Origin of the sequence: Streptomyces sp. NPDC008125 (genome assembly GCF_042957125.1) — a bacterium.
GTDB lineage: Bacteria > Actinomycetota > Actinomycetes > Streptomycetales > Streptomycetaceae > Streptomyces.
Genome location: NZ_JBIBHR010000002.1, coordinates 524,610 through 551,354 on the forward strand (window position 1 = coordinate 524,610; position 26,745 = coordinate 551,354).

The 26,745-nt window shown below is 69.0% G+C and carries 25 protein-coding genes and 1 tRNA gene; 11 read left to right on the forward strand and 15 right to left on the reverse strand.

What is annotated here, in order from left to right; genetic code table 11:
• Window positions 1–29: 29 nt before the first annotated feature.
• Together ACFZAX_RS05050 and ACFZAX_RS05055 are read right to left on the reverse strand one after the other, a co-directional pair.
• Window positions 30–1,376, reverse strand: a complete 1,347-nt coding sequence (locus tag ACFZAX_RS05050) for a hypothetical protein (RefSeq protein ID WP_390959166.1) — start codon at window positions 1,374–1,376, stop codon at window positions 30–32.
• A gap of 269 nt (window positions 1,377–1,645) precedes the next feature.
• Window positions 1,646–1,780, reverse strand: coding sequence for a DLW-39 family protein (locus ACFZAX_RS05055; protein ID WP_003958712.1), 135 nt, complete (start codon window positions 1,778–1,780; stop codon window positions 1,646–1,648).
• 328 nt (window positions 1,781–2,108) lie between these two features.
• Between ACFZAX_RS05055 and ACFZAX_RS05060 the strand changes: the two genes are divergently transcribed.
• Window positions 2,109–2,468, forward strand: a complete 360-nt coding sequence (locus tag ACFZAX_RS05060; RefSeq protein WP_390959171.1) for a DUF6344 domain-containing protein — start codon at window positions 2,109–2,111, stop codon at window positions 2,466–2,468.
• A 216-nt stretch (window positions 2,469–2,684) separates the two neighbouring features.
• Window positions 2,685–2,993 (forward strand): DUF6234 family protein, encoded by a 309-nt coding sequence (locus tag ACFZAX_RS05065; protein WP_390959173.1) that lies wholly within the window; start codon window positions 2,685–2,687, stop codon window positions 2,991–2,993.
• Between the two features lie 289 nt (window positions 2,994–3,282).
• On the opposite strand, the gene ACFZAX_RS05070 is transcribed toward ACFZAX_RS05065, so the two are convergent.
• From ACFZAX_RS05070 to dnaA, 9 genes are all read right to left on the reverse strand, one after another.
• A tRNA-Ile gene (locus ACFZAX_RS05070) sits at window positions 3,283–3,359 on the reverse strand.
• Window positions 3,360–3,430: 71 nt separating this feature from the next.
• Complete coding sequence (locus ACFZAX_RS05075) at window positions 3,431–3,997, reverse strand: DUF3566 domain-containing protein (protein ID WP_387368196.1); 567 nt, start codon at window positions 3,995–3,997, stop codon at window positions 3,431–3,433.
• A gap of 93 nt (window positions 3,998–4,090) precedes the next feature.
• On the reverse strand, window positions 4,091–6,715 hold the full coding sequence (gene gyrA / locus ACFZAX_RS05080; RefSeq protein WP_390959175.1) for a DNA gyrase subunit A: 2,625 nt from the start codon (window positions 6,713–6,715) through the stop codon (window positions 4,091–4,093).
• Window positions 6,716–6,761: 46 nt separating this feature from the next.
• Window positions 6,762–8,831 carry a DNA topoisomerase (ATP-hydrolyzing) subunit B gene (gyrB, locus tag ACFZAX_RS05085; RefSeq protein WP_390959176.1) on the reverse strand — a complete coding sequence of 690 codons (2,070 nt, stop codon included), beginning with the start codon at window positions 8,829–8,831 and terminating at the stop codon, window positions 6,762–6,764.
• A 460-nt stretch (window positions 8,832–9,291) separates the two neighbouring features.
• Window positions 9,292–9,786: a DciA family protein gene (locus ACFZAX_RS05090; RefSeq protein WP_390959259.1), complete on the reverse strand. Its 495-nt coding sequence runs from the start codon at window positions 9,784–9,786 to the stop codon at window positions 9,292–9,294.
• A 116-nt stretch (window positions 9,787–9,902) separates the two neighbouring features.
• Window positions 9,903–11,027, reverse strand: coding sequence for a DNA replication/repair protein RecF (gene recF / locus ACFZAX_RS05095; RefSeq protein WP_390959179.1), 1,125 nt, complete (start codon window positions 11,025–11,027; stop codon window positions 9,903–9,905).
• Window positions 11,028–11,065: 38 nt separating this feature from the next.
• Window positions 11,066–11,944 (reverse strand): phosphogluconate dehydrogenase (NAD(+)-dependent, decarboxylating), encoded by an 879-nt coding sequence (gene gnd / locus ACFZAX_RS05100; RefSeq protein ID WP_390959181.1) that lies wholly within the window; start codon window positions 11,942–11,944, stop codon window positions 11,066–11,068.
• A 138-nt stretch (window positions 11,945–12,082) separates the two neighbouring features.
• Window positions 12,083–13,213, reverse strand: coding sequence for a DNA polymerase III subunit beta (gene dnaN, locus ACFZAX_RS05105; protein ID WP_386885238.1), 1,131 nt, complete (start codon window positions 13,211–13,213; stop codon window positions 12,083–12,085).
• Between the two features lie 1,152 nt (window positions 13,214–14,365).
• Window positions 14,366–16,153 (reverse strand): chromosomal replication initiator protein DnaA, encoded by a 1,788-nt coding sequence (gene dnaA / locus ACFZAX_RS05110; RefSeq protein ID WP_390959184.1) that lies wholly within the window; start codon window positions 16,151–16,153, stop codon window positions 14,366–14,368.
• Between the two features lie 381 nt (window positions 16,154–16,534).
• On the opposite strand from dnaA, the gene rpmH reads away from it, so the two are divergent.
• The 9 genes from rpmH (at window position 16,535) to ACFZAX_RS05155 (ending at window position 23,276) form a co-directional block, all read left to right on the forward strand.
• The gene (rpmH, locus tag ACFZAX_RS05115; protein ID WP_003967884.1) at window positions 16,535–16,672 is read left to right on the forward strand and encodes a 50S ribosomal protein L34; all 138 of its coding nucleotides are present in this window, start codon (window positions 16,535–16,537) and stop codon (window positions 16,670–16,672) included.
• A gap of 18 nt (window positions 16,673–16,690) precedes the next feature.
• Window positions 16,691–17,062 carry a ribonuclease P protein component gene (rnpA, locus tag ACFZAX_RS05120; RefSeq protein WP_390959186.1) on the forward strand — a complete coding sequence of 124 codons (372 nt, stop codon included), beginning with the start codon at window positions 16,691–16,693 and terminating at the stop codon, window positions 17,060–17,062.
• Window positions 17,059–17,436, forward strand: a complete 378-nt coding sequence (yidD, locus tag ACFZAX_RS05125; RefSeq protein ID WP_390959188.1) for a membrane protein insertion efficiency factor YidD — start codon at window positions 17,059–17,061, stop codon at window positions 17,434–17,436. Before rnpA ends, yidD begins: the two co-directional genes overlap by 4 nt.
• A 3-nt stretch (window positions 17,437–17,439) precedes the next feature.
• Window positions 17,440–18,693, forward strand: coding sequence for a membrane protein insertase YidC (gene yidC / locus ACFZAX_RS05130; protein ID WP_390959189.1), 1,254 nt, complete (start codon window positions 17,440–17,442; stop codon window positions 18,691–18,693).
• 12 nt (window positions 18,694–18,705) lie between these two features.
• Window positions 18,706–19,215, forward strand: a complete 510-nt coding sequence (locus ACFZAX_RS05135) for a R3H domain-containing nucleic acid-binding protein (protein WP_266706608.1) — start codon at window positions 18,706–18,708, stop codon at window positions 19,213–19,215.
• 108 nt (window positions 19,216–19,323) lie between these two features.
• Window positions 19,324–20,040, forward strand: coding sequence for a 16S rRNA (guanine(527)-N(7))-methyltransferase RsmG (gene rsmG, locus ACFZAX_RS05140; protein ID WP_390959192.1), 717 nt, complete (start codon window positions 19,324–19,326; stop codon window positions 20,038–20,040).
• A gap of 311 nt (window positions 20,041–20,351) precedes the next feature.
• The gene (locus ACFZAX_RS05145; protein ID WP_390959193.1) at window positions 20,352–21,428 is read left to right on the forward strand and encodes an AAA family ATPase; all 1,077 of its coding nucleotides are present in this window, start codon (window positions 20,352–20,354) and stop codon (window positions 21,426–21,428) included.
• Entirely contained in the window at window positions 21,425–22,501 is a 1,077-nt protein-coding gene (locus tag ACFZAX_RS05150; protein WP_390959195.1) for a ParB/RepB/Spo0J family partition protein, read from the forward strand. Before ACFZAX_RS05145 ends, ACFZAX_RS05150 begins: the two co-directional genes overlap by 4 nt.
• 157 nt (window positions 22,502–22,658) lie before the next feature.
• Window positions 22,659–23,276, forward strand: a complete 618-nt coding sequence (locus tag ACFZAX_RS05155; protein WP_390959197.1) for a GNAT family N-acetyltransferase — start codon at window positions 22,659–22,661, stop codon at window positions 23,274–23,276.
• 159 nt (window positions 23,277–23,435) lie between these two features.
• Here the strand turns inward: ACFZAX_RS05155 and trxA are convergent, their stop codons facing one another.
• From trxA to sigM, 4 genes are all read right to left on the reverse strand, one after another.
• The gene (gene trxA / locus ACFZAX_RS05160; protein ID WP_390959199.1) at window positions 23,436–23,768 is read right to left on the reverse strand and encodes a thioredoxin; all 333 of its coding nucleotides are present in this window, start codon (window positions 23,766–23,768) and stop codon (window positions 23,436–23,438) included.
• A 42-nt stretch (window positions 23,769–23,810) separates the two neighbouring features.
• Complete coding sequence (trxB, locus tag ACFZAX_RS05165; protein ID WP_390959201.1) at window positions 23,811–24,782, reverse strand: thioredoxin-disulfide reductase; 972 nt, start codon at window positions 24,780–24,782, stop codon at window positions 23,811–23,813.
• 131 nt (window positions 24,783–24,913) lie between these two features.
• Window positions 24,914–26,008: an anti-sigma factor family protein gene (locus tag ACFZAX_RS05170; protein WP_390959202.1), complete on the reverse strand. Its 1,095-nt coding sequence runs from the start codon at window positions 26,006–26,008 to the stop codon at window positions 24,914–24,916.
• A complete protein-coding gene (gene sigM / locus ACFZAX_RS05175) occupies window positions 26,005–26,727 on the reverse strand; it encodes an RNA polymerase sigma factor SigM (RefSeq protein WP_390959204.1) in 723 nt (240 codons plus the stop codon). Before sigM ends, ACFZAX_RS05170 begins: the two co-directional genes overlap by 4 nt.
• Window positions 26,728–26,745 lie beyond the last annotated feature (18 nt).

The window sequence follows — 26,745 nt, forward strand, 5'->3', positions numbered from 1 at the left end:
CATGCCCGCCACCGCTGCCCGGGCTGCGGTCACCAAGCCTGCGGCGGCCCTCCGTACGGCGCCGGCCGCCCGGCCGCCCCGGCCACCGGCGCTACCGCCCGGCGGCGGGCCAGCAGCGTCCAGACGCCGAGCCCCAGCACCAGCACCGTCCCCGCCCCGATCCCGGCCACACCGACCAGCCGCATGGTCGCGCTCCGCGCCGCCCGCGGCGCGCTCCGTCCACTGCGCGCCATGTCCCGGTCGGCGTCGGTGACGCCGAAGATCCCCGCGTCACCGGCGTACGGGGAGGGCTGCGCCTCGTTCTCCACCTGCACCGTCAGCGTCAGCTTGATCGGGCCGGCGCCGTACTCCTTCGCCACCTTGGGGCTGAGCCCGACCGCCACGTAGTACCAGCCGGCGAACCGCATACCGGAGACACCGGCCGCCGAGGCGTAACGATTGCTCCAGCCCACCGGGGGAAGCGGGTCGAGGGAGACGGACGCGGGCCGTCCCGAGTACGAGAGGACCTCCCCCTCCACGTGACCGCGCGCGGGGTTCGCCAGTGAGAGCGAGAGGGCGTTGCCGAGGAAGGTGGTCGAGGCGTTGTTGTTGCTGAGTTCGGCCGTGACGTGGAGCTGCTGCCCCCAGTCGACCGGGACCCGGTAGAAGCGGGTCTGGCCGGGCGAGACGGTGTCCTTCCACTCGCCCGGTTCCAGCCCGGTCGCGTCGTTGAAGCCGGTGCCGCCGGACCGGGCGGCCCGGGGCGCCGACGTGGGCAGCGGGGCGGGCGGCTCGGAGGCGAACTCCGAGGGCGCGGAGGTGGGTTGGGAGCCGGCCTTCTTCAACACGGGCTCGACGTCGTGGCGGATCTCCAGGTCCCACGCCTCGGGGGAGGAGGTCTCCTTGCTCTCCCGCTCGATCAGGACGTCGTACGCGCCCGCCTCCTGGCAGTACGAACTCCCCTCCTCGACGGTCCGGACCGCGTAGGCGGACAGCGGACGGGCGAACTCCGCCGATCCGACCAGGGCGTCGCCCGAACCGCACTGCGCGTCGTTGCGGTCGCGGACGGAGACGGTGATCCCGTCGCCGTAGGCGACCGCCTGCTCGGGCGTTCGGGGCACCGCGACCGCCGAGACGTACGCGTCCGAGGCGGCGTCCAGGTTCACCCGGTAGTACAGCTTCTCCCCGGCCTCGATCGAACTGCGATAGACCGAACCGGCCTCCAGGAGCGGTGCGTCGGCGTTCGCCACGGTCCCGGTCACCCGCTTCGCGCCCGGGTCGAAGGCGTACGGGGCCGGGTCGGCCGCGTACGCCGGCCCGGACAGCGCCACCACCGCACACATCGCGGCGAAGACCGCCGACGCCGCCCGGCCGCCCCTGCCGATCTGCCTCTTCACGCGCTCCCCCTCGTCGTCCCGGCGACCGCCCGCGCCCCGGCCCGTAGCCGTACCCCGCACGGAACCGTGTCCGGCGCCACCGGAGCTTTCCCCTGCGGCGGTCGCGATGCGCGTCCATCCTGCCCCGGGGGCCCCGCCGCTGTCTGCGGCCACAGCGGATCGGTGCGGACGGTGCTGTATCCGGCCCAGGACGTGGTCGAGGCACGGGGCCCGGACAGCAGGAAGCCCCGGCCGCTCGGCGGCCGGGGCTTCTCAGGGACTGCGTCGTCTCACACGCCCGAACCTGCGGGCACGGAGTCGGTCGCCTCCGTCCACAGATCCTGCTCGGCGCGATCCGCCTGGATCTGGCGGTACACGAGGAGCCCGCCGATGGCGGCCAGTGCGACCAGGAGAAGCTTCTTCACCGCGCGACCTCGTCTTTCCTAGGTTTTAAGGGACTTCTGCCGCCCGACTATACACACCGGCCGATACCGATCGGTGACCTGCCCGGGCCCCGCCGCAGGCCCCTCCCCCGGGCGGTCAGCAAGCCCGCCGGACCTCTTGGAGCACCCTCCGGAGAGCCTCCGGAGGGCCCCTCGGAGAGGCCCCGGGGCTTTCCACCAGCCCGGTTGCACCATACGAGTGGTGTTCATCAGAAGATCGGCGCACCGGTGGCGTCGGTCCCAGAAATACGCTTCCACATCCACATCATCAGAAAGGTAAGCAAACCGGACCACCTGAAAGTGAGGGGCCATGAGCGCCTTCAAGGTCAAGAACCTCTGGACAGCCTTCATCACCGCCTTCTTCGCCCTCCTCGCCTCCCTCGGCCTCGCCGCGGCGAACGCCTCGGCCACGGAGCAGCAGCCGACGCACACGACCCAGAAGCAGACGGGTGCGACCGCGGCAACCGCGACCACCCCGTCGGTGCGATGGACCCTTCCGCGTGACCGGGCACTGCCACCCACGATGAAGCAGCGCATCCGCGCCGAGGCGCACGGCTCCTCCCCCGCCACCAGGCACCTGCCCGCCGACACCGCGAACGCCCCCGGAACCGAAGCCGCCCGCACCAACTACGCGGCCACGGAAGGCGAGTCCCCTCTCCCCCCGCCCTGACCGGCCCCCGCACCACCCCGAACTTCAGGCCCCCGGCCCGGTACCCACCGGCCGGGGGCCTTCCCGTGCGCCCGGCGCCCGGCGGCCTGCGGATCCGGCGCCGCAGCCGCACGGCCGGCCGGAGCTGAGTAGCCGTGCTCATGCGCGCCATCCGCCGCCCGAGCACGCTGGAACGCGTACGGCAGGCGGACTCGGCAAGCGAAGGGGTGGGTTGCTGTGGGACAGAGTCGACCGTCGACCGGCCAACAGGCCGGCATCAGCGTGGTTCTCTTCGTCCTCGACCTGATCGTCATCGGCTGGCTGCTCTTCCGCTACGGAATGACCGGGTGGGCCGACTCCGCCGACGACGGCAACCCGCCCGACGCCCCCCACGAGGCCGTGCGCGCGACGTGGACCCTGTTCGGCGCCGCGATCGTCACGGGCGGTGGCTTCCATCTCCTGCGCTGGCGTACGTGCGGCACCGTCCAGCTCCTCGTCCTGGGCGCCGGGGCCGCCCTGCTCGCCAGCCTGGCCGCCCACCGGTAGCCCCGCCCCCCGTACGCACGGCCGGGCGGGCCACCCACGGGTCGAGCGGGGGTCGGCGATCGCGGCGGGGCGGGCCACGGCGGCCCGGATGGCGACAGTGCCGTCCAAGGTATCGGACACGGCTCGGGGATGCCCCTTGGTCTCCGGGCGCCTCCAGGCCCGCGACGGCGGGCTCCGCCACCGCTTTCCGCGCGGGACGACACGCCGTCCACGACCGGCAGAACCCCCGGCGCCCCACCCGGCCGCATACGCCGAAGGCCCCCACCGTTTCCGGTGGGGGCCTTCGTACTGGTGGGGCTAACAGGATTTGAACCTGTGGCCTCATCCTTATCAGGGATGCGCTCTAACCAACTGAGCTATAGCCCCGCCGCGCTGCTGCGCTGACTTCTGAAGATTAGCGCACGTCGGGGCCAGTCCCAAAATCGATAGCCCGCGGGCTACTCGTCCTCGGCCAGCGTGAGCTCCACGCCGCCCACGAAACCCGCCGACAGGTTGTAGATGAAAGCGCCCAGCGTCGCCAGCGCGGTGGCCAGCACCACGTCGATCACCGCGATGACCGACGTGAAGATGAGGACGCGCGGCAGCGAGAGGAACGACTGCAGATCGAAGCCGTTGCTCTCGTTGGAACCCGTCGCCTCACTGATCGTGCCGCCCACGGTGGAGAAGACGCCCATGGCGTCCATCACCATCCACAGGACCGCGGCCGCGACCACGGTGCAGATGCCGAGTGCGATGGAGAGCAGGAAGCTCACCTTCATCACCGACCAGGGGTCGGCCTTCGACACACGCAGCCGTGCCTTACGGGTCCGCGGAGTGGTCCGCGCACCCGTCCGCGGCAGACGTACGCCCTGCCCGCCGGTGGCCCCTCGGCCTCCGGCCGGCGATTCGTACGCCTGCGGCGGGTGGTAGGGACCCGCCGTCCCTTGCGCGGGCTCCCGCTCCCCGGGCAGCGGCCCGTTCGCGTAGCCCTCGTACTGGGGCTGCGGGCCCCGAGTGTCCGTCACAGTGCCCCCTTGGGAGTCCGTGGCAGGGCCACGGGCACCGTTCGCTCCGTCTCCAGAAGCGGCCGAATCGGCGCCCGTGGCTCCACTCACGCTCTACTCCTCGTGCTCCCCGGTCGAGGGCTCCGTGCCCTCGACAGTGCCCTCGGTCAGAACCTCGACCGATGCCTCGTCCGAACCGTCCGCCTCGGAGGTCCCATCGACCTCTTCCGCCTCACGGCCGGCCTCGGCGTTGCGCGCGATGCCGACGACGGCATCACGCTTGCCCAGATTGATCAGTTGGACGCCCATGGTGTCACGGCCCGTCTCCCTGACTTCATTGACTCGCGTGCGAATCACACCACCGCCGAGGGTGATGGCGAGGATCTCGTCCGTCTCCTCCACCACCAGGGCCCCCACGAGCGACCCGCGGTCCTCCACGATCTTGGCGGCCTTGATGCCGAGGCCGCCACGACCCTGGACGCGGTACTCGTCGACGGGGGTGCGCTTCGCGTACCCGCCGTCGGTCGCGGTGAAGACGAACGTACCGGGCCTGACCACGTTCATCGAGAGGAGCTCGTCGCCCTCGCGGAAGCTCATCCCCTTGACGCCCGAAGTGGCGCGGCCCATCGGGCGCAGCGCGTCGTCCGTCGCGGTGAACCGGATCGACTGGGCCTTCCTGCTGATCAGCAGCAGGTCGTCCTCGGCCGACACCAGCTCGGCGCCGATCAGCTCGTCGTCGCTGCCGTCCGCGGTCTCCCGCAGGTTGATCGCGATGACACCGCCGGAGCGGGGCGAGTCGTAGTCCTTGAGCGCCGTCTTCTTCACCAGGCCGCCCTTGGTGGCCAGGATCAGGTAGGGCGCCGCGTCGTAGTCGCGGATCGCGAGGATCTGGGCGATCCGCTCGTCCGGCTGGAAGGCCAGCAGGTTCGCCACGTGCTGGCCGCGCGCGTCCCGGCCGGCGTCCGGGAGCTCGTACGCCTTCGCGCGGTAGACCCGGCCCTTGTTCGTGAAGAACAGCAGCCAGTGGTGGGTCGTCGACACGAAGAAGTGGTCGACGATGTCGTCTTCCTTGAGCTTCGTGCCGCGCACGCCCTTGCCGCCGCGCTTCTGCGAACGGTAGTCGTCCGTCTTGGTGCGCTTCACATAGCCGCCACGCGAGATCGTGACGACGATGTCCTCTTCCTGGATCAGGTCCTCGATGGACATGTCTCCGTCGAAGGGGACTAGCTTGGAACGCCGGTCGTCGCCGAACTTCTCGACGATCGCCGCCAGTTCCTCGCTGACGATCTGCCGCTGCCGCTCGGGCGAGGCCAGGATCGCGTTGTACTCGTTGATCTTCGCCTGGAGCTCGTCGTGCTCGGCGGTGATCTTCTGGTGCTCCAGCGCGGCCAGCCGGCGCAGCTGCATCTCCAGGATCGCGTTCGCCTGGATCTCGTCGATCTCCAGGAGGCCCATCAGGCCCTCCCGAGCGACCTCCACGGTCTGGCTGCGCCGGATGAGGGCGATGACCTCGTCGATGGCGTCCAGGGCCTTCAGGAGGCCACGCAGGATGTGCGCCCGCTCCTCCGCCTTGCGCAGCCGGAAGCGGGTGCGCCGGACGATGACCTCGATCTGGTGCGTCACCCAGTGGCGGATGAACGCGTCGACCGAGAGGGTGCGCGGCACCCCGTCGACGAGCGCCAGCATGTTGGCGCCGAAGTTCGTCTGGAGGTCGGTGTGCTTGTAGAGGTTGTTCAGCACGACCTTGGCGACCGCGTCGCGCTTGAGCACGACGACCAGGCGCTGGCCGGTCCGCGACGAGGTCTCGTCGCGGACGTCCGCGATCCCGCCGATCTTGCCGTCCTTGACCAGGTCGGCGATCTTCTGCGCGAGGTTGTCCGGGTTGGTCTGGTACGGAAGCTCCGTGACGACCAGACACTGCCGGTTCTGGATCTCCTCGACCGCGACGACCGCGCGCATCGTGATGGAGCCACGACCGGTGCGGTACGCCTCCTCGATGCCCTTGCGGCCGACGACCAGGGCGCCGGTCGGGAAGTCCGGGCCCTTGATGCGCTCGATCAGCGCGTCCAGGAGCTCCTCGTGCGAGGCCTCCGGGTGCTCCAGGTACCACTGGGCGCCCGCGGCGACCTCGCGGAGGTTGTGCGGCGGGATGTTGGTGGCCATACCGACGGCGATACCGGCGGAGCCGTTGACGAGCAGGTTCGGGAAGCGCGCCGGCAGGACCGTCGGCTCCTGGTTCCGTCCGTCGTAGTTGTCCTGGAAGTCGACGGTCTCCTCGTCGATGTCCCGGACCATCTCCATGGACAGCGGCATCATCTTGCACTCGGTGTACCGCATGGCGGCGGCCGGGTCGTTGCCCGGGGAACCGAAGTTGCCGTTGGAGTCCACCAGCGGCATGCGCATCGACCAGTGCTGCGCGAGGCGCACCAGGGCGTCGTAGATGGAGGAGTCGCCGTGCGGGTGGTACGTACCCATGACGTCACCGACGACGCGGGCACACTTGTAGAAGCCCTTCTCGGGGCGGTAACCGCCGTCGTACATCGCGTACAGCACCCGGCGGTGGACGGGCTTGAGGCCGTCCCGTACGTCGGGGAGCGCACGCGAGACGATGACGGACATCGCGTAGTCGAGGTAGGAGCGCTGCATCTCCGTCTCGAGCCCCACGGGCTCGACACGCATGCCCACACCGGCCACGACGGGCTGTTCTTCCGGTGTCACAGGGGTGTTCTCGTCGGCCATTGCTGGTCAAAGTCCTTTCGAGCGGCGGCTTGCTTGTACGGCCGACTCAGATGTCGAGGAAGCGGACGTCCTTGGCATTGCGCTGGATGAACGAGCGCCGTGCCTCGACGTCCTCACCCATCAGCACCGAGAAGAGGTCGTCGGCCTGCGCCGCGTCGTCGAGGGTGACCTGGCCGAGCACCCGGTGGTCGATGTCCATCGTGGTGACGCGCAGCTCCTCGGCGTTCATCTCGCCGAGACCCTTGAAGCGCTGGATCGAGTCTTCCTTGATCCGCTTGCCGTTCTGCTTGCCGAGCGCCACCAGGGCGTCCCGCTCGCGGTCCGAGTACGCGTACTCGAAGTCGTCCCGGCCCCACTTGATCTTGTAGAGCGGCGGGCGCGAGAGGTAGACGTGACCGGCCTCGACCAGCGGGCGCATGAAGCGGAAGAGGAAGGTCAGCAGCAGGGTGTTGATGTGCTGACCGTCGACGTCGGCGTCCGCCATAAGGATGATCTTGTGATAGCGGAGCTTCTCGATGTCGAAGTCCTCGTGCACCCCGGTGCCGAACGCCGAGATCAGCGCCTGGACCTCGGTGTTCTGGAGGATCTTGTCGATCCGGGCCTTCTCGACGTTCAGGATCTTGCCCCGGATGGGCAGGATCGCCTGGTACATCGGGTTGCGGCCCGACTTCGCCGAACCACCGGCGGAGTCACCCTCGACGATGAAGATCTCGCACTTGGTGGGGTCGTTCGACTGGCAGTCGGACAGCTTCCCCGGCAGCGACGCCGACTCCAGCAGACCCTTGCGGCGGGTCAGGTCGCGCGCCTTGCGGGCCGCCACCCGGGCGGTCGAGGCGGCGATGCCCTTGCGGATGATGTCGGCGGCCTCGTTCGGGTTCCGGTCGAACCAGTCCGTGAGCTGCTCGTGGACGACCTTCTGGACGAAGGTCTTCGCCTCGGTGTTGCCCAGCTTGGTCTTCGTCTGGCCTTCGAACTGCGGCTCGCCCAGCTTCACCGAGATGATCGCGGTCAGACCCTCGCGGACGTCCTCGCCGGTGAGGTTGTCGTCCTTCTCGCGGAGCAGCTTCTTGTCGCGCGCGTACCGGTTGACCAGCGAGGTCAGCGCGGCGCGGAAGCCCTCTTCGTGAGTGCCGCCCTCGTGCGTGTGGATCGTGTTCGCGAAGGAGTACACGCCCTCGGTGTACTGCGTGTTCCACTGCATCGCGATCTCGGCCGAGAGAAGGCGGTCCTTGTCCTCGGCCTCGATGTCGATCACCGACTGGTGGATCAGGTCGCCCTTGCGCGAATTCAGGTACTTCACGAAGTCGACGATGCCGCCCTCGTAGTGGTACGTGACCGTGCGCGCCGGCGGTTCCTCCGCGGTGGCGGTGGCCTCGGCCTCGTCGGCACCCACGGTCGCCTTCGCCGACTCGCGTTCATCGGTGAGCTTGAGCGTGAGGCCCTTGTTGAGGAACGCCATCTCCTGGAAGCGGCGCGCGAGGGTCTCGAAGGAGTACTCGGTGGTGTCGAAGACGTCGCCGTCGGCCCAGAAGCTGACCGAGGTGCCGGTCTCCTCGGTGGCCTCGTGCTTCGCCAGGGGCGCCGTCGGCACACCCAGCTTGTAGTCCTGCGTCCAGCGGTGGCCGTCGGTCTTCACCTCGACGGCGACACGGGTGGAGAGGGCGTTGACGACGGAGACGCCGACACCGTGCAGACCGCCGGAGACGGCGTAACCGCCGCCGCCGAACTTGCCGCCCGCGTGCAGGACCGTCAGGACGACCTCGACGGCGGGCTTGCCCTCGGAGGGCACGATGCCCACCGGGATGCCGCGGCCGTTGTCGACGACCCGGACGCCGCCGTCGGCGAGGATCGTGACGTCGATCGTGTCGGCGTGCCCGGCGAGAGCCTCGTCGACGGAGTTGTCGACGACCTCCTGCACCAGGTGGTGGAGTCCACGCTCACCGGTCGAACCGATGTACATGCCAGGTCGCTTGCGGACCGCGTCCAGTCCTTCGAGGACGGTGATCGCGCTGGCGTCGTACGAGGCGGTGACCTCGCCGTGTTCGCCGGCTGTGGACGGGTTGTTCTCGTTGGGGTTGCCGGAATCGGCCACGAAGCGCCCTTTCTGGCACAGCACAGGCCGTTCTCCGGCAGGCGGGAGCGGCTGCGTCGTTCGGCTGGTAATCGACGACACCCGCTCAGTAGCGGGATTGTTCATCAGTCTACCGCTAGCGCCGACCCGAATGGGGGTTTGGCGGTACCTGAGTCCGCATGTGCCGCCCTCAACCAGCGGCTGACGACTCCCCATATTCAGGACGGGGCTCTGAGAGGCTCACGCGGGCATTGAGCGCTTCTGCCTGTCAACCCTCCGCTACGGTGAGGGACACCCGCTCGGCCCCCGGAGGTTTCAACCCCCGCACAACGGCACAAGCCGGAAGCCTCCAGGTCTCCGGAGCCAGCCGGGCAGTACGGGCCCCGGGCAGCCCAAAGGGCCCGACGGCTGTGCCGCGGACGTGGTCACTCCAGGGCGGTGGGCGGAGAAAGCCCAGCTCACAGGGGGTAGGGGCGGGATCGTTCCGCTGCTGGACTGCGGCCGGTCAGCCGTACGTGTCGCCGGGACCGGTCGAACCGGGCGCGCGCAGCCGCCCGTACGTGCGCTGCGGGCCGCCGGGCCCCAGCACCTTGATCATGCGGACCGTGCCCTGCCCGAGATCGGCGTTGAGCCGCGCCACCAGCTGGGGCGCGAGCAGCCGCAGCTGCGTCGCCCAGGCGGTCGAACTGCACTGGACGGTCAGCACCCGGGCCTCGGGGGCCTCGTCGTACTTCAGGGGCACACAGTGTTTGGCCAGATCCTCGCCGACGATCTGCGGCCAGCGGCCCATCACCCCGCCCACCGCGGCGGGCGTCTCCCAGCCGCGTTCCGTGATCAGCCGGTTGATCGCCGAGCCGAGCGCCAGCGGGTCCCTGCCGTCCGACCGGGCGCCGGAGCGCAGGCCGCCGCCGCGTCTGGCCTGTTTACGCTGCTGGGCGGCGGCGCCCCGCGCCGCGGCCTGCTCCTTCGCGGCCCGCAGCGCCACCCGGGCCAGGTCCACCCCGGACGGCTCGGGCGCCTGGCCGGAGGACGTCCTGCCGGCGGACGTTTCGCCACCGGCCGCATCCCTGGCGGCGGCGCCGTCGGCAGCGCCCGGCTCACGGCCCCCGGAGGCGCTCACAGCCGGGTCACCTCGCCCCCCGCGACCGCGTACCGGGTGCCCGTGAGCACCCCCGGCACGTCGTCGTCGACCGCGGCCGTCACCAGCACCTGCTCGGCCGGGGCCACCAGCTCCGCGAGGCGCTCGCGGCGCCGCGCGTCCAGCTCGGCGAAGACGTCGTCGAGGACCAGCACCGGCTCGTTGCCCTCGGCCCGCAGCAGCTCGTACGAGGCCAGCCGCAGCGCCAGCGCGTACGACCAGGACTCCCCGTGGCTCGCGTACCCCTTGGCGGGCATCCCGCGCAGGCCCAGCAGCAGATCGTCCCGGTGCGGGCCGACGAGGGTCACCCCCCGCTCGATCTCCTGCTTCCGCACGCCGGCGAGCGCGGCCAGCAGCTGTTCGTACAGCTCCTCACGGGTCCGCCCCGGGTTCTCGCCCACCGAGCCGCGGTACTCCAGGCCCACCGGACCGCCGCCCGGGGCGACGTCGCCGTACGCCTTGTCGGTGAGCGGCTGGAGCACGGCGATCAGATCCAGCCGGTGCGCGAGCAGCTCGGCGCCGACCTGGGCCAGGTGCTGGTCCCAGATGTCGAGCGTCGACATGTCCATGGAACGGCCGCCGTGGCGGCGGGCCATCGCGGCGGACTTCAGCAGGGTGTTGCGCTGCTTCAGCACCCGGTCGTAGTCGGAGCGGACGCCCGCCATCCGGGGGGAGCGGGCGGTGACCAGCTCGTCCAGGAAGCGGCGGCGCTCACCCGGGTCGCCCTTGACCAGGGCAAGGTCCTCGGGGGCGAACAGCACGGTCCGCAGGATGCCCAGCACGTCCCGCGGTCTGACCTGCGAGGACCGGTTGATCCGGGCACGGTTGGCACGCCCGGGGTTGAGCTCCAGTTCGATCAGCTGGGAGCGTTCGCCCTGGGTCACCGCGGCCCGGACGACAGCACGCTCGGCGCCGATGCGCACCAGGGGGGCGTCCGAGGAGACCCGGTGGCTGCCGAGGGCGGCGAGATAGCCGACCGCCTCGACGAGGTTGGTCTTGCCCTGCCCGTTGGCCCCCACGAACACGGTGACGCCCGGGTCGAGAGGTACCTCGACCCGGGCGTACGAGCGGAAGTCGGCCAGCGAGAGATGCGTGACGTGCATGGTCGCGGGCCTTCCGTCCGTCCTGCTCCGTGTGCGTACTACTTCTTGTTCTCGACCGCGTGGCCACCGAACTGGTTGCGCAGCGCGGCGATCATCTTCATCTGCGGCGAGTCGTCCTGGCGCGAGGCGAAGCGCGCGAAGAGCGACGCGGTGATCGCGGGCAGCGGCACCGCGTTGTCGATCGCGGCCTCGACCGTCCAGCGGCCCTCGCCCGAGTCGGCGGCGTAGCCGCGCAGGCCGTCGAGGTGCTCGTCGTCGTTCAGGGCGTTGACCGCGAGGTCGAGCAGCCAGGAACGGATGACGGTGCCTTCCTGCCAGGAGCGGAAGACCTCGCGCACGTCGGTGACGGAGTCGACCTTCTCCAGGAGCTCCCAGCCCTCGGCGTAGGCCTGCATCATGGCGTACTCGATGCCGTTATGGACCATCTTCGCGAAGTGGCCGGCGCCGACCTTGCCCGCGTGGACGGAACCGAACTCGCCCTCCGGCTTCAGGGCGTCGAAGACGGGCTGCACCTTCGCGACGTCCTCGGGCTTGCCGCCGTACATCAGGGCGTAGCCGTTCTCCAGGCCCCAGACACCACCGGAGACGCCGCAGTCGACGAAGCCGATGCCCTTGATGCCCAGCTCGACGGCGTGCTTCTCGTCGTCGGTCCAGCGGCTGTTGCCGCCGTCGACGACGATGTCGCCGGGCTGGAGCAGCTCCGACAGCTCGTCGATGGTGGACTGCGTCGCGGCGCCGGCCGGGACCATGACCCAGACGACACGCGGGCCCTTCAGCTTGCCCACAAGCTCTTCGAGGCTGTGGACATCGGCGACGTCCGGGTTCCGGTCGTAACCGATGACGGTGTGGCCTGCGCGGCGGATGCGCTCGCGCATGTTGCCGCCCATCTTGCCGAGGCCGACGAGACCGAGCTCCATCAGAGATTCCTTAAGCGTTGTGCCGATACGTTCCCATGTCCGAGCCTACGCCCGGCACCGGAACACGGAGCGGCGGGCAAGCTCAGCGCCGAGCCTGCCCGCCGCATCCCTGGTCGTGGGTACGGGTACCGATCAGCGTCAGCCGGAGAGGCGGACCGGCATGATCAGGTACTTGTACGCGTCGTTCGCCTCGGCGTCGACGGCCGGACGGCCGCTGAGCAGGGCGGGCTTCGTGGACGTGGTGAAGGAGAGCTGGGCGACCGGGGAGTCGATGGCGCTCAGCCCGTCCAGCAGGAAGGTCGGGTTGAAGGCGATCGAGATGTCGTCGCCCTCCAGCACCGCGTCGACGCGCTCCACAGCCTGTGCGTCGTCGGAGGAACCGGCCTCCAGGATGAGCACGCCCTGTTCGAAGCTGAGCCGCACCGGGGTGTTCCGCTCGGCGACGAGGGCCACGCGCTTGACGGCCTCGACGAACGGGGCGGTCTCGATCACGGCGACGGAGTTGAACTCGGTCGGGAAGAGCGTGCGGTACTTCGGCAGGTCGCCTTCGAGCAGACGGGTGGTCGTGCGACGGCCGGCGCCCTCGAAACCGATCAGGCCCTCGCCCGCACCGGCGCCGGAGAGCGCCAGGGTGACCGTGTCGCCGCTGGTGAGCGCCTTTGCGGTGTCCAGGAGCGTCTTGGCCGGCACCAGGGCCACCGCGGAGGCGTCCGGGTTCTCCGGCTTCCACTGGAACTCGCGGACGGCGAAGCGGTACCGGTCGGTCGAGGCGAGCGTGACCGTCTCGCCCTCGATCTCGATGCGCACACCGGTGAGCACCGGGAGGGTGTCGTCGCGGCCTGCGGCGATGGCGACCTGGGCTGCGGCGGAGGCGAAGACCTCACCGGGCACCGTGCCGGTCGCGGTCGGCATCTGCGGCAGCGCCGGGTACTCCTCCACAGGCAGTGTGTGGAGGGTGAAGCGCGAGGAGCCGCAGACCACGGTCGCGCGCACCCCGTCGGTGGAGATCTCCACCGGGCGGTTGGGCAGAGCGCGGCAGATGTCGGCGAGCAGGCGCCCGGAGACCAGGACCGTGCCGTCCTCCTCGATCTCCGCGTCGACGGAGACCTTCGCCGAGACCTCGTAGTCGAAGCTGGAGAAGCTGAGGGCACCGTCCTCGGCCTTCAGCAGAAGGCCCGCGAGGACGGGCGCCGGCGGACGGGCCGGGAGGCTGCGGGCCACCCAGGCCACCGCCTCCGCGAGTACATCGCGCTCCACCCGGATCTTCACCGGAACCGCCTCCTGCTGTTGCTCGCTCGCCCTGCTGGCCTTCGTCGTCGATCGGGTCCGTCGGCCGGGGGGCCGGGGAGGACGCCGGGGTCCAGTCTGACGTACGGCACCGACACTCGTCGCTGCTCGGGGTCAAGTCGCCCGCAGCGGTCCGAGAGCCCAGCGAGCCAAGTTGTGCACAGCCCCCACTTCGAAGCTGATTCCTGGCTAACTCTGAGGGGTAGTAGTAGTAGGCCCTGTGGAAACCGTGGATAACGTCATTTGCGCAGGTCAGAGCCAATTTTTTGTCCACCGACCCTGTGGGTGCAGTCAGTGGATAACCAGGCACTTCTGTGGACACACGAAAGTTCTGCACACCCGATGCACAGGGCGGGGGTACTTCTCCCCAGGGCCGTCCCCAGCTTTACCCCGGTTCCCCACAGCCCAATCAGCCACCTTGGTGTGACGCCTTTCACTCTCGGCAGTGAGGAGGGGTGTCGTGTTGCCGAACAGTGGACAGCGGTGTGGAGAAGAGGGTTCCTCCTGGGGACAAGAGACCTGATCCTGTGAGTTGGCGGTGGACAACCTGGATGAGGTCCTGTGGACAGAATATTTATCCACAGGCTGTGGATCAAGGTTGACCACAAATCCCCAGGCAGTTGACCTGGCCTGATGGAGTATCGACAGTCGGTCCTGTGGACGCAATCTGGACAACTTCGTGGTCCCCAGGCTGTGGAGAGAAGATTTCCGGCACATCTGTGGAGAAGCACCGTGTCCGCTCTTCTGTGACCTTCTGTTCGAACAGCGACAAGCCCCGCGAGCGGCCGGAACGAGGGCTCCCCGGGCCGTCACGGACCCGAATCGGCTCCGTTCGGCTCCGTGGACGCTCCCGTCGGAGCTGCTCCTGGAGCGTTTCCACGAGCTCCGGAAGGAATGACGAGCAGTCGTCGGCCCGCCGCCGATGGCGCCTCGCGGACGCCGCCGGTGCATCCCGGAACCGCTGCTCCCCAGGCGCCCCGGGAACGACGGAAGGCGCCCCGGGAACGACGGAAGGCGCCCCACCGGACCGTGAAAAGGTCTGGCGGGGCGCCTCGTTGTCCACTCCCTGTGGGCGGAGCGCGCCGGGGCGGGTGCCCGTGTGCCGCTCGTCCCCCGAACGGGACCGGCGGGCTGTCAGCCGTTCTTGATGCGGTTGGTGAGCTCGGTGACCTGGTTGTAGATGGAGCGGCGCTCCGCCATCAGCGCGCGGATCTTGCGGTCCGCGTGCATGACCGTGGTGTGGTCGCGACCGCCGAACTGCGCGCCGATCTTCGGCAGTGAGAGATCCGTCAGTTCGCGGCAGAGGTACATGGCGATCTGCCGGGCGGTCACCAGCACGCGGCTGCGCGACGATCCGCAGAGGTCCTCGACCGTCAGCCCGAAGTAGTCGGCGGTGGCCGCCATGATCGCGGGCGCGGTGATCTCCGGTGCCGAGTCCTCCCCACCGGGGATCAGGTCCTTCAGCACGATCTCGGTCAGCCCCAGGTCCACCGGCTGCCGGTTCAGGCTCGCGAACGCCGTCACCCGGATCAGCGCGCCTTCCAGCTCACGGATGTTCCGTGAGATCCGGGACGCGATGAACTCCAGCACCTCCGGCGGGGCGTTCAGCTGCTCCTGCACCGCCTTCTTGCGCAGGATCGCGATCCGCGTCTCCAGTTCGGGCGGCTGCACGTCGGTGGTGAGGCCCCACTCGAACCGGTTCCGCAGCCGGTCCTCCAGCGTCACCAGCTGTTTGGGCGGCCGGTCCGAGGAGAGCACGATCTGCTTGTTCGCGTTGTGCAGCGTGTTGAAGGTGTGGAAGAACTCCTCCTGCGTCGACTCCTTGCTCGCCAGGAACTGGATGTCGTCGACGAGCAGGATGTCCACGTCGCGGTAGCGCTTGCGGAAGGTGTCGCCCTTGCCGTCGCGGATCGAGTTGATGAACTCGTTGGTGAACTCCTCGGAGCTCACGTACCGCACCCGGGTCCCCGGGTAGAGGCTCCGCGCGTAATGCCCGATGGCGTGCAGCAGATGGGTCTTGCCGAGCCCGGACTCCCCGTAGATGAAGAGCGGGTTGTACGCCTTCGCCGGTGCCTCGGCCACCGCCACCGCCGCCGCGTGCGCGAACCGGTTGGACGCGCCGATGACGAAGGTGTCGAAGAGGTACTTGGGGTTCAGCCGTGCGTGCGGCTCGCCCGGACCGGGCGCGGGGGACGGCTGCGCACCCGGACCCGGCATCCCGCCGCCGGCCCGGCCCTGCCGGTGCTGCTGGTCCTGGAGGTCGTGCCGTTCGGGCCGCTGGGACTCGTACCCCTGACGCTCCGGCGGCTGCGGCCGGTAGTCGTGCGAGGGCTGCTGCGGACGCCCGGTGCCGTACGGCTCGCGCCACTGGTCGGCCTGCTGCTCCCGGTCCTGGTAGCCGCCGTGCCGTGGCTGCTGCCAGGAGAGGTCCTCCTGGGTACGCGGCCAGGCACCCGGCTCGGGGCGCTGCTGGTACTCCGGATACGCGGGGCGGGCGGTCGGCATCCCGTCATCCTGCGGACGGTGACCGTACGGGTCGTACGGGTCGCCGTGCTGCTGCTCGTCGTGGGGCGGGTTCGCGTACCGGTGGTTCTGCCGGCCCTGCTGGGTCTGGTGCAGGGGCGGCGCAGGAGGGGTCGGCGGCTCACCGGCCGAGTCGTCGACCGTGATCGCGATCCGGATGGTCCGGCCGCACTCGCGGGTCAGCGTCTCGCTGATGAGCGGCGCGAGCCGGCCCTCGAGGACCCGCTTGCCCCACTCGTTCGGTACGGCGAGCAGCGCGGTGTCGGCGACCAGCGCGAGCGGCTGGCAGCGCTCGATCCACTGCTTGTCCTTCGGCTCGATGCCCTGCTGGCCCTCCCCGAGGAGATGTTCCAGCACGCGTGGCCACACTGCGGCAAGATCGGCAGGTACGTCAGCCACAAGGCACGCTCTCTCGCATGTCCCACGAAAATGTGTCTCCCGGGACGGAATGGGTCGGGTCGGGTCGGGCCCGGCAGGGGGGAACGAAAAGAAACCGGAGTTCAGTCACGGTAGTCACGGCGACCCGCCCGGTTCAAGTTGTTGTCCACAGCCTGTGCATAGCGGGGGGTCGCTCGCGGTCAGTTTGACCGGATGGCGTAGCCGCGCGTACCGTGACCAGGTCGAGTTGTCGATGGCTGCTGCCGCCTGCCTCCGATGGGCAAAGATCACGATCTGTGATCGTGAAGCGGTGCACTAAGGCGTTTACGCGAGTTCCTCGTGGGCGCACGGTGACAGCCAGGCGATGTTTCGCCACCACCCGATTTATTCTGGAGCCCCCGAGTGAGCAAGCGCACCTTCCAGCCGAACAACCGCCGTCGCGCCAAGACCCACGGCTTCCGGCTGCGTATGCGTACCCGTGCCGGCCGCGCGATTCTCGCGAACCGCCGTGGCAAGGGTCGCAGCAGCCTGTCCGCCTGATCATCAACAGGTCATGACGTGCTGCCTACCGAGAATCGGCTGAGGCGGCGCGAGGACTTCGCGACCGCGGTACGACGAGGACGCAGGGCTGGTCGCCCTCTGCTCGTCGTCCATCTACGCAGCGGTACTACGGACCCGCACGTGTCGGGGGAGACCCCTCCCCCACCGCGTGCGGGTTTCGTCGTCAGCAAAGCCGTGGGTGGTGCGGTCGTCCGCACCGCTGTGAAGCGTCGGCTACGCCACCTGGTTCGAGACCGGCTGGCTCAGCTGCCCCCCGGTAGCCTGGTCGTGGTGCGCGCGTTGCCCGGTTCGGGTGACGCCGACCACGCTCAGCTGACCCGAGACCTGGACGCCGCCTTCGCGCGGCTGCTGGGAGGGGGCGCGCGATGAAGTACCCGCTGCTGGCTCTCATCAAGCTGTACCAGTGGACGATCAGCCCGCTGCTGGGCCCTGTCTGCCGCTACTACCCGTCGTGCTCGCACTACGGATTCACGGCGATAGACCGGCATGGGGCGGTCAAGGGAACAGCGCTGACCGCCTGGCGCATTCTGCGATGCAATCCGTGGTCGCCGGGCGGTGTGGACCATGTCCCGCCGCGCAAGCGTCCGCGCTGGCACGAACTGCTGCGCAACGCGCTGCGCGGTGACAAGGGCGGGGACTCCGCCACTGATGTGTCCCCCGGGGACGCGACGACCGCGACAGCTGCGGCAGCCGTGACACCGGGTCCGGCCACAGAGACCTCGCCCAAAGCTCAAGGAGCCTGATTAGTGGACACGATTGCCAGTCTGTTCAGCTTTATCACCACACCCGTCTCATGGGTGATCGTCCAGTTCCACAAGGTGTACGGGGCGATCTTCGGTGCAGACACGGGCTGGGCCTGGGGCCTGTCCATCGTGTCCCTCGTGATCCTGATCCGCATCTGCCTGGTCCCGCTCTTCGTGAAGCAGATCAAGTCGACGCGGAACATGCAGGTGCTCCAGCCGAAGATGAAGGCGATCCAGGAGCGCTACAAGAACGACAAGCAGCGTCAGTCCGAAGAGATGATGAAGCTGTACAAGGAGACGGGTACCAACCCCCTCTCCTCGTGCCTTCCGATCCTGGCGCAGTCCCCGTTCTTCTTCGCCCTCTACCACGTGCTCGCGGCCATCGCCAACGGCAAGACGATCGGCGTCATCGACCAGCCGCTGCTCGACAGTGCGCGGCAGGCCCACATCGTCGGCGCCCCGCTCGCGGCGAAGTTCATGAACAGCTCCGCCGAGGTGCAGGCGCTCGGTGCCTCGCTCGTCGACGTCCGGGTCGTCACCGCGGTCATGATCATCATGATGTCGGCCTCGCAGTTCTTCACCCAGCGCCAGTTGATGACGAAGAACGTCGACCTCTCGGTGAAGACCCCGTACATGCAGCAGCAGAAGATGCTGATGTACGTCTTCCCGCTGATCTTCGCCGTGATGGGCATCAATTTCCCCGTCGGTGTCCTCGTCTACTGGCTGACTACCAACGTCTGGACCATGGGTCAGCAGATGTATGTGATCAACCAGAACCCGACACCGGGCAGCAAGGCCCAGGAGCAGTACCTCGGACGCCTGCTGAAGAGCATCACCCAGCACGGCGAGGTACGCGGCCGGACGCGTCGGAACACCGTCAAGCGCATCTTCGCCAAGGGCACGGAGCGCAACGACATCGAGCGCAAGTTCATCAACGGACTCTCCAAGCTGGGCCTTGCCGCCCAGGAGGACGGGACCGTGGCGAAGAGCGAGTCGTCCGTGGCCGAGACCGAGGGAACCACCCAGCGCCGGCAGCAGCCCAAGCGGCAGAGCAAGGCGCAGAGGACGGCCACCGTCGGTCAGACCGAGGCGGCCAAGGAACCGGACTCCGGTGACACCTCGGAGGCCAAGACCTCGCTCCAGAAGCAGGACGACAAGTCGAAGCCGGCGGCCAAGCCCGCGTCGGGCTCCTCACGCCAGGCAAAGTCCGGACCGCGCAAGGGCCCGCAGCGGCCCAAGCACCCGTCCAAGAAGTAAGGGAGTCCATCCGTGTCGGAAGGCACCATCTCCACGGCCGCTGAGGGCAGCGACACCTTGACCCGCCTCGAGCAGGAAGGCGAGATCGCGGCTGACTACCTCGAAGGCCTCCTCGACATCGCCGATCTCGACGGCGACATCGACATGGACGTCGAGGCGGACCGGGCAGCGGTTTCGATCATCAGCGAGTCGGCGCGTGAACTGCAGAAGCTGGTGGGACGCGACGGCGAGGTGCTGGAGGCGCTCCAGGAGCTGACCCGGCTCGCGGTGCACCGGGAGACCGGTGACCGCAGCCGCCTGATGCTGGACATCGCGGGTTTCCGGGCCAAGAAGCGCGAGGTCCTGGCGGCGCTCGGCGCGAAGGCCGCGGACGAGGTCAAGAGCTCCGGCGAGCCGGTGCGACTGGAGCCGATGACGCCGTTCGAGCGCAAGGTCGTGCATGACGCGATCGCGGCGGCCGGTCTGCGGAGCGAGTCCGAGGGCGAGGAGCCCCAGCGCTTCGTCGTCGTCCTTCCGGCCTGACCGGAACGTGTTCTGTCGGCCCCGTCTGTTCGCAGGCGGGGCCGATCTTTGTCAGCCTGATAGTCAGCCATCCACAGTGCGGTAGTGCGGTAGGGAAGGACGGTCCCCGTGACGGAGGAAGCAGCGCTCCCTCAGGCACCTGAGGCGGCCCAGGCGGTTTTCGGTGAGTTCTTCCCGGAGGCGGTCAGGTACGCGGAGCTGCTCGCGGACGCGGGTGTCAAGCGTGGACTGATCGGTCCGCGTGAGGTCCCACGTCTGTGGGAGCGGCACCTGCTGAACTGCGCCGTGCTCTCCGAGGTGGTCCCCCGGGACGTCACGGTGTGCGACGTGGGCTCCGGGGCAGGGCTGCCCGGAATCCCGCTGGCGCTGGTGCGTCCCGACCTGAAGATCACGCTGCTGGAACCGCTGCTCCGGCGGACGAACTTCCTCCAGGAGGTCGTGGAACTGCTCGGCCTGGATCATGTGACGGTCGTCCGGGGCCGGGCCGAAGAGGTGCTGGGAAAGCTTCAGCCGGTCCACGTCGTCACGGCACGGGCGGTCGCACCGCTGGACCGCCTCGCCGGCTGGGGCGTGCCGCTGCTGCGCCCGTACGGCGAGATGCTGGCGCTCAAGGGCGACACCGCCGAAGAGGAGATCAACGGCGCGCGCGCTGCGCTGAGCAAGCTGGGTGTGGTGGAGACCGAGGTGCTGCACGCCGGGACCGGTGTGGTGGACCCCACGACGACGGTGGTCCGGGTGGTCGTGGGTGAGAGCCCGGGCGGTGTGAGGTTCGCCGCAAAGAGGGCCAAGGCGGCCCGGGTGGGGCGTACGCGCCGTCGGCGTTGAATCGCCTTTCACGGACGGGACGGGGGAGCGGCCGACGCGCAACCTTGCCGAGGTCCGGTCTGGTGGCTTGCGGAGCGATGCTCCACAGAAGTAGCCCTGACCTCACCACGCGGAGTGTCGGTGCTGGGTAGTTGCCCCGCAGAGGCATCGTGTTTCACGTGAAACGTCGCTCTCTGTTGCAGGGAATCATCGGCCGTGGCCGTGCGGCTGCCACGCCGCGGGACCGCAACCCCGAACGAGCTACCAAGTTGTCCACATCGGTGGAGCCATCCACAGAACAGCGGGCCTCGCTGGTTCACAACCCCGAAAGCATGGCAGGCTCTGTTCATTGCGAGCCTGAAGTCGAGGAGAGTGAATCCTTGCGGTCCGACGCCAACATCGCGGGACCGATGACCGATCCGGTCCCCGGTCCCCGAACCGAATCCTTGGGGGACGGTGTTTCACGTGAAACACCGCCGCCGATGGATGACACCCCTATTGGCCGTGCGGCCCAGCTGGCGGTGGAGGCCCTGGGCCGTGCCGGCGAGGGTCTGCCACGGCCCGACCGGACGCGCGTCATGGTGGTCGCCAACCAGAAGGGCGGTGTGGGCAAGACGACGTCGACCGTCAACCTTGCCGCCTCGCTCGCTCTGCACGGTGCCCGCGTTCTGGTGATCGACCTCGATCCACAGGGAAATGCCTCGACGGCTCTGGGGATCGACCACCATGCCGAGGTCCCCTCGGTCTACGACGTCCTGGTGGAGAGCATGCCGCTCTCCGAAGTCGTGCAGCCCGTCCCGGACGTAGAGGGACTCTTCTGCGCCCCCGCCACCATCGACCTCGCCGGTGCGGAGATCGAGTTGGTCTCCCTGGTGGCACGCGAGAGCCGACTCCAGCGCGCCATCCAGGCGTACGAGCAGCCGCTCGACTACATCCTCATCGACTGCCCGCCCTCCCTCGGGCTACTGACGGTCAATGCGATGGTGGCCGGAGCCGAGGTGCTGATCCCCATTCAGTGCGAGTACTACGCACTCGAGGGTCTGGGGCAGTTGCTGCGGAACGTCGAACTGGTGCGTGGTCACCTCAACCCTGATCTCCATGTGTCCACGATTCTGCTCACCATGTACGACGGCAGGACTCGGCTCGCGTCCCAGGTCGCGGAGGAGGTGCGCAGCCACTTCGGCAAGGAGGTGCTGCGGACGAGCATTCCGAGGTCCGTACGCATCTCGGAGGCTCCGAGCTACGGACAGACCGTGCTGACATACGATCCGGGATCGAGCGGGTCGCTGTCGTACCTCGAAGCGGCGCGCGAGATTGCGCTGCGGGGCGTCGGAGTGCGGTACGAGCCCCAGCCCGCCCACGTGGGCAATCAGAGCACCCAGCGGAGCATTTCGGAGGGCATCCAGTGAGTGACCGTCGTCGAGGGCTGGGGCGTGGCCTCGCTGCGTTGATCCCGGCAGCTCCCACGGAGAAGCAGGTGGTGCCCCAGGGGCCCGGACAGGTGCTGGCCGCCGAGCGGGGAGTGCCGGCAGCGAAGCTGTCCGCTCTTCCTGACGGACCTCTGGTGCCCGAGCCGAAGTCACCGGAACCGCCGCTGGAGCAGTCGGAGCCGGGCCCGGTCGGCGCGTACTTCGCCGAACTGCTGCCGGAGTCGATCCGCCCCAACCCGCAGCAGCCTCGCGAGGTGTTCGACGAGGTGGCGCTCGACGAGCTGGTCACCTCGATCAAGGAGGTGGGGCTCCTCCAGCCCGTCGTGGTGCGTCAGGTCGGGACCGACCAGTACGAGCTCATCATGGGTGAGCGGCGGCTACGGGCCAGCCGGGAGGCGGGCCTGGAACGGATCCCCGCGATCGTCCGGGAGACGGAGGACGACAAGCTTCTGCTGGACGCTCTCCTCGAGAACCTGCATCGGGCTCAGCTCAACCCGCTGGAGGAGGCCGCCGCCTATTCCCAGCTGTTGAAGGAGTTCAACTGCACCCAGGAGCAGCTGGCCGATCGAATCGGCCGCTCGCGACCCCAGGTCTCCAACACGCTGCGCCTGCTGCGCCTGCCGCTTTCCGTGCGGAGCAGGGTGGCGGCCGGAGTTCTCTCAGCAGGCCATGCGCGCGCGTTGCTCTCGCTGGAGGACCCCCAGGAGCAGGAGGACCTCTCCCGTCGCATCGTGCGCGAGGGACTCTCGGTGCGTTCGACCGAAGAGATCGTCAAGGTCATGGAGTCGAAGAGCACCCGCTCCGCGAAGCCGAAGGGGCCGAGGGCGGGAAGTCTGGTCTCACCTGCGCTGAGTGATCTGGCGTCACGGCTCTCGGACCGGTTCGAGACCCGGGTGAAGGTCGACCTCGGCCAGAAGAAGGGGAAGATCGTCGTCGAGTTCGCCTCGATGGAAGATCTCAACCGCATCCTCGGCAGCCTCGCACCGGGTGAGGGACGGGTGCTCGAGAGCGGCGCCCCCGCGAAACCGGCCGAGGACGAAGCGGCGGGCTGACGGTCCCGGTACCGCGTGGAAGGACGGGTCCTGTTCCGGCAGCGGAACAGGACCCGTCCTTTGCTCGTTCCCGGGTAGGCGCTTTCTGTCCGCGTCGATACGATGCGATCTGGAAGGGCGTATCTCCCGGGATCCAAGGAAGTGAGGGATCGCCTTCATGGGGCGTCGGCTCGTACCGCTCACCCTGGACAACCTTCCGGATCTCCCCCAGCGCTGTCGGTCCTGCGTGTTCTGGGAGTTGGACCCCGTCAGGGCGGACGCCGCGATCAAGGCGGGCGAGTCGGAGACGGCTAAGGAATCCTGGCTCTCCGCCGTCCTCCTGGAGTGGGGCTCCTGCGGTCGCCTGGTCTACGTCGACGAGGTGCCGGTGGGCTATGTGCTCTACGCCCCGCCGGCCTACGTACCACGCTCCATCGCCTTTCCCACCAGCCCGGTGTCGCCGGACGCCGTGCAGCTGATCACCGGATGGATCGACCCCGCGTACCAGCGGCAAGGGCTCGGAAGGGTCATGGTCCAGACGGTGGCAAAGGACCTGCTGCAGCGGGGCTTCAAAGCGATCGAAGCCTTCGGCGAAGCGCGGTGGAAGGAACCCGCGTGTCTCCTCCCGGCGGATCACCTTCTGGCGGTGGGCTTCAAGACGGTCCGGCCTCACCCCGTCCACCCGCGTCTGCGGCTGGATCTGCGGACAACGCTCTCCTGGCGGGAAGACGTCGAGCTGGCGTTGGACCGGCTGTTGGGAGTGGTGCAGAAGGACCCCGTGCTCCGGCCGCTCTGACGGCCGAGGGATTGTCAGGACCGAGGGATCGTCAGCATTGAGCGTCCGGCACAGCGAAACGGGTACAGCAGAACGGGTCGGCCTCTTGACGAGGCCGACCCGTTTCACGTGAAACATGCTCCGTGCGTACTACTGGGGTGCACACGGAGCGGGTGGTGCTTACTTCGCGACGATGAAGTCCTCCAGGTCGCGGATGATCGCGGCCTTGGGCTTGGCACCGACGATGGTCTTGGCGACCTCGCCACCCTGGTAGACGTTGAGCGTCGGAATGGACATCACGCCGTACTTCGCAGCGGTTTCGGGGTTCTCGTCGATGTTGAGCTTCACGATCTCGATCTCGTCGTACTCAGCAGCGATGGCCTCCAGCGAAGGGGCGATCTGGCGGCACGGGCCGCACCAGGCGGCCCAGAAGTCCACGAGAACGGGCTTGCCGCTCTTGAGGACCTCTTCCTCGAAGGTAGCGTCGGTAACGGTCTTCAGCGCGCCGGCCACGGCGGCCTCCTTAACTACAGGGTGGGGTGTGGGTGGAGCAGTTCAGACGGCCGGGGTCTTCTCCGGCTCGGCGAGCTTCTCGTCCGCCAGGGCGGCCAGGAAGCGTTCGGCGTCGAGCGCGGCCGAGCAACCGGTGCCCGCCGCGGTGATGGCCTGACGGTAGGTGTGGTCGACGACGTCGCCGGCACCGAAGACGCCCGTGAGGTTGGTGCGGGTCGAGGGGGCCTGCACCTTGAGGTAGCCCTCCTCGTCGAGGTCGAGCTGACCCTTGAAGAGCTCGGTCCGCGGGTCGTGGCCGACAGCGATGAAGAGGCCGGTGACCGCCAGCTCGGAGGTCTCTCCGGTCTTGGTGTTGCGCAGGGTCAGACCGGAAAGCTTCTGCTCCCCGTGGACCCCGGCGACCTCGCTGTCCCAGGCGAACTTGATCTTCGGGTCGGCGAAGGCGCGCTCCTGCATCGCCTTGGAGGCGCGGAGCGTGTCACGGCGGTGGACGATGGTGACCGACTTCGCGAAGCGGGAGAGGAAGGTCGCCTCCTCCATGGCGGTGTCGCCGCCGCCGATCACCGCGATGTCCTGGTCCTTGAAGAAGAACCCGTCGCAGGTGGCGCACCAGGAGACGCCGCGACCGGAGAGGGCGTCCTCGTTCGGCAGACCGAGCTTCCGGTGCTGGGACCCGGTGGTGACGATGACGGCCTTCGCGCGGTGGACCGTGCCTGCCGTGTCGGTGACCGTCTTGATCTCGCCGGTCAGATCCACGGCGACCACGTCGTCCGGAACCAGCTCCGCGCCGAAACGCTCGGCCTGGGCGCGCATGTTGTCCATGAGGTCGGGACCCATGATGCCGTCCTGGAACCCGGGGAAGTTCTCCACGTCGGTGGTGTTCATCAGCGCACCACCGGCGGTGACGGCACCCTCGAAGACCAGGGGCTTCAGCGAGGCGCGAGCGGTGTACAGGGCGGCCGTGTATCCAGCCGGCCCGGAGCCGATGATGATCACATTACGGACGTCGCTCACGGGTGTCTTCCTCGTCTCTGCGGTCTGCCTGCTTGTCTGAGGGGGTCGGTTCAACGACTCTCACCCCACCCAACGGATCCTACGGGGCGTGCATTCCCGATTCCTTCCGCGTGGCGCGGGGCACATCGGGGTCAGGCGCGAGGGTAGGCGTGGGTGAACAGAAGGGATCCCGTGTCCGATGAATCGGAGGCGGTGCATCCGGCATCGACGAGGTAGGCAGTGACCAGAGAACCGTCCGTGGGATGCGGCAGCACCACGAGGTAGGTGTCGGCGCCCCGATAGACGCCTGTCTCCACCGCGAGGGCGGAAGCGGTACGCCCGAGCGCCCGCTGGACGCAGGCGGGTACGGACGGCGCCCGCAGTGGACGGTCGACGGTGGGTGCCCCGGACGGGCCCGCCCCCTGCGGGGTGCTGTCGCTACCCTCGGTGCGCCGAAGGCCGTGAGCGCTGTCCAGGAGGCCCCGCACCTGTTCCGGGAGCATGGCCGCGGTGAACTCGACGGCGGATGACGTCGCTGCCCCCGCGTCGTCCTCCGAGGGCGTGGAGGCCGCCACGGCCCCGGAGCCCGCTTTGTCGTCGGACGAAGTGCCGGCCGTCATCCCTGCCGTCTGGAACACGAGCGTTCCCATGCCCAGAATCGCGGCGCCGAACACGGTCCCGAGGACGATCCGGCGACGCCGGGTGGAACGGCGCCGGCCCGGCCCCGTGGAGGCGCCGGACTGGCTGGTGGCGGAACGGGGCGTCGGCGCCCTGCGCTTCGGCGGTTTCCCGGCAGCCGAGCCTGCGAGCTGCGAGGGAGTGCTCTCCGCGATGTGCCCCGTCGGCTGCTCCGCGGTCCGCGATGCCGTTCCGCCGGCTGCTTTCTCGTCGGCCGCTGTACCACTGCCCGCTGATTCACCCGTCGCTGTGTCACCCGTCGTCGTTTCACGTGAAACATCGACGCGCTCCGCTGGCGCGACCGCGGGGGTACGCGTGTGGAGAAGTGCCTCGCCGGCGAGGGCTGCGCCGATGCGGGCCGTGACGTCGGCCGGCATGGGGGACGGCTCCGGCAGTGAGCCGAGCAGAGACCTGATCTCTTCCAGGGAGGAGCGCATGTCCTCGCAGAGCGCGCAGGTGAAGAGGTGACGCCGGACCTCCGTGGCCCGGGCGACAGGGAGGACGCCTTCGCCGAAGTCGGAGATCTCGGCGACGTCCGGGTGCTGAGCCGTATCGGTCGTGGATGTCATGGGTGTCCGCCTCCGCCCTGCGCTGTGGCAGGATCCTGCGCTCCTGCGTCCATCGGTGCTGACGCCCGTGGGACGAATGGACCTTGTGATCGGTTCCGATCGGAACCTGGCGGGCCCGTGCTCGTCCTCGGTGCGTCTTCCGTGTCACGCCCGCGCAGATGATGCAGCAGCGGCAGGAGTCGGGCCCGTCCCCGGGCGCAGCGACTCTTCACCGTGCCGGTCGGGACTTCGAGGATCACGGCTGCCTCCGCGACGGGATATCCCTGCATGTCCACGAGGATGAGCGCGGCGCGCTGCTCGGGAGGGAGTGTGGCGAGCGCGGCCAGCAGCTCGCGGTGCAGGTCCTGACGCTCTGCGGGTGCCTCGGCCGACTCGTGCGGCTCCAGTACCTGATCGAGGCGCTCGGCGGTGTCCACCGGTGAGGTCCTGCGGGAGGCGGCCTTGCGCGCCCGGTCGAGGCAGGCGTTCACGGTGATCCGGTGCAGCCAGGTGGTGACGGCGGACTGGCCCCGGAACGTGTGGGCGGAGCGGAACGCGGAGACGAGGGCGTCCTGGACCGCGTCCGCCGCTTCCTCCCGGTCTCCGAGCGTCCGCAGCGCCACGGCCCACAGACGGTCCCGGTGACGCCGCACCAGTTCACCGAAGGCCTCCGGTACGCCGGCCACGTGCTGTGCCAGTAGCTCCTGGTCGCTGATGTCGACGAATCTGGCGTCGTCCAACGGTGAGCTCCCCCGCCC